This window comes from Hyphomonas jannaschiana VP2 (assembly GCF_000685215.1).
Classification (GTDB): Bacteria; Pseudomonadota; Alphaproteobacteria; order Caulobacterales; family Hyphomonadaceae; genus Hyphomonas; species Hyphomonas jannaschiana.
The window spans coordinates 1-2545 of sequence record NZ_ARYJ01000027.1; the positions used below are offsets into that span (position 1 = coordinate 1).

At 55.0% G+C, this 2545-nt stretch carries 2 protein-coding genes; both read left to right on the top strand.

Going from position 1 to position 2545, the window contains the following annotated elements:
• Positions 1–109 precede the first annotated feature (109 nt).
• Complete coding sequence (locus HJA_RS17635; protein ID WP_035585105.1) at positions 110–1723, top strand: hypothetical protein; 1614 nt, start codon at positions 110–112, stop codon at positions 1721–1723.
• The gene (locus tag HJA_RS17640) at positions 1723–2505 is read left to right on the top strand and encodes a hypothetical protein (RefSeq protein ID WP_155840110.1); all 783 of its coding nucleotides are present in this window, start codon (positions 1723–1725) and stop codon (positions 2503–2505) included. The genes HJA_RS17635 and HJA_RS17640 overlap by 1 nt, the downstream gene beginning before the upstream one ends.
• Positions 2506–2545 lie beyond the last annotated feature (40 nt).

The following is a 2545-nucleotide window of genomic DNA, read 5'->3' on the forward strand; positions in this document are numbered from 1 at the left end:
GACGGGATGTAGAGCAGCCAGCGGTCGCCACCCATGAGATTCTAATTCGAGACGCTTGCCAGTATAGTTAACATCAGGTTAATTGCATTTCAGGGTTGGGGAGGCTGCGATGGCGGATAGCAAACGGCCAGATCTAAATTTCGAGGTCGGATATGACCTCAAGTCGCAAAAGGCGACTTTTAGTATCGGAATCTCGAACATTTTCGAACGCGTCGGCAAACGGCAGTTCGGCTTTTCCGCCTCCCGGTGGTGGACCAAGCGCAAGGGCAAAGTCGATGCCAAACACTTACTGCCACTGACATCGGCAACCAGACCTGACGGACGCGAAGAAGAAATTCATACCCAACGCGACCAGCAATTGACCAAGGTTAGTTCAGCCGTAACGCAGCTCACTCAGGACGCCGATGACTGGATCACTGACCACAAGCCAGAAAGCCTGAATGCAGACACTCTGAAATCCGACATCCGGGCAGCGCTTAACGGCGCCTTGGCGCCTTACCGCCGCAGGTTCCAGGACACACGCGAAGAATTTGTCGACAGTCTCGCTCAGTATCAGGAATTCCGGAACGAGAACAATCTGCGCCGGCATGCCGAGGTACCTTTGTTCTTTCTGAAGCCATTCGTGATACTTCTGGCGCTGCTTCTCTTTGAGACACTAGTCAACTCGGCGATCTTCGCAGGCATCAGTGCTCAAGGTCTGATCGGGGGCTGGATCACAGCCGTCATGATCTCAACAGTAAACATCCTGCTCGGACTCGTCTTCGGTATTCTCATCATCCGCTATGCACGGATTATGGAAGGACATTACAAGTACGCCTTGATGGCTGCAGGCGGCCTGCTTGTGATTGCAGCTACATTTTTCAATCTCTATGTCGCTCACTTCCGGGAAGTCGCCGAAGAAGCGATCATTGCGAGCCAGAGCGGCGAAATTGCACTCACCCGCGCCATGGCTCCGAGATTCAATGACGCTTGGCCGCACTTCCTGCAGAACCCCTTCAATCTCGGCACCGTTCTTGGCGTAGCATTGTTCGTAATTGGTTTGTGCGTTTTTGGATGGGCAACCTATGAAGGGTATCGCGGCTTCACCGATCCATTTCCAGGCTTCGGAAAGGTTGGCAAACGCTTCTTTATCATGCGCATCCTGCGGGTAGGCCTTGAAGACGCCGCGAGACAGGCTGGCTTCGACGTCCTCGACCGGGCACGCGAGCGGATCGACACATCGTCCCGGTTGCATTCCCACTTCAAGAACCAAGTGTCGATTGCCGTCTCATTTGCCCAGCGCTTGTCGAAGGCAGCTGCAACGGCGGAATCGCGTATAAACAACCACGCTTGGTCACTCTTATCTGCCTACCGCTCATCCAACCGCCGACAGCGGATCAAGATGCATCGCAAGGCAACTCGCAAGCCAATCGCAAACCTGCCCGATCCGGGCGATCCCCCGAACTATTTTGACGAAGATCCCCGCTCCAACGGCCAGTGGGTATCCGTCGTGCCGGATGCAGACAGTCTGGCGGCGCGCGCTGGAAGCGCCCTGGACGGGATCGACAGGAACATTGAGACGCTCGACATCGCAAGAAAATACATTTCTGATCTGCGCGCCTCGATCGACGAGCAATTGCGCCAAGCGCTCGATGAAGAAGACATGACGCTAAACCGGCAGGCCGCCGAGATTATCGACATCAAACCTTCCAAAGTGAAAACCATCAAGAACGAGGCTGCCTGATGGCCCGAAAGTATCGTAGCCCCGGCCTTCGCAAAGGCATGTGGGTCGGTTTGTTCGTTGCCCTGCTAGCATGCTTCTCGGGTATTCCGATCGGCCTTCAACTCACCCGTCCGCCGGAAGTCAACGGACAGAACTGCCGGGTCGACGGCATCCTGCCGGCGCATACGGTTGTCCTGATCGACCAGTCGGACCCCTTCGACCAGACGGACGTCGATTGGGCTTGGCAATTGATCTTCGATGAAGCGCAGGCACTGAGAAAGAACGGGCGTCTGACCGTGATCGGCATAAATGAAGAGGATCCCGATGAGGGTATCCAGGTCTTCTCGCGTTGCTCTCCAGGCTCACCCAAATCGGCAAATCCGATCTTCGAGAATCCGCAATTTATCCGCATGGACTGGGAGGATAAGTTCGAAAAATTCATGCGCTTGGAGGTCTCGGAACTCATGCTCAACAAACAGTCGCCGGTGTCTCCGCTTGCTGAGCACATCCGCGGAATCCAGCGACGGTCCGATTTCCGGGATACGGTTGGCAACCGCCGAATTGTCGTGATTTCTGATCTTTATCAGAACTCCAACGCATACTCGATGTACAACTCAGGCCTAAACCGCAAGAAGTTCAAAACAGCCCTTGAGACAATGGAGTTCCCGGACTTGGAGGGTGTTACGGTGGCCCTGTTCAGGGTCGACCGAAAGCGCCAGCTCAAAGGCTCGGACCTGATCCAGTTTTGGACAACAGTCCTCGGCGAAGATGAACACGCCATCGTTGAGGTGATCCGGGACTAACTCTCTCTCTTAGCCCCTAATCCAGCACGTCCGCCAGTTC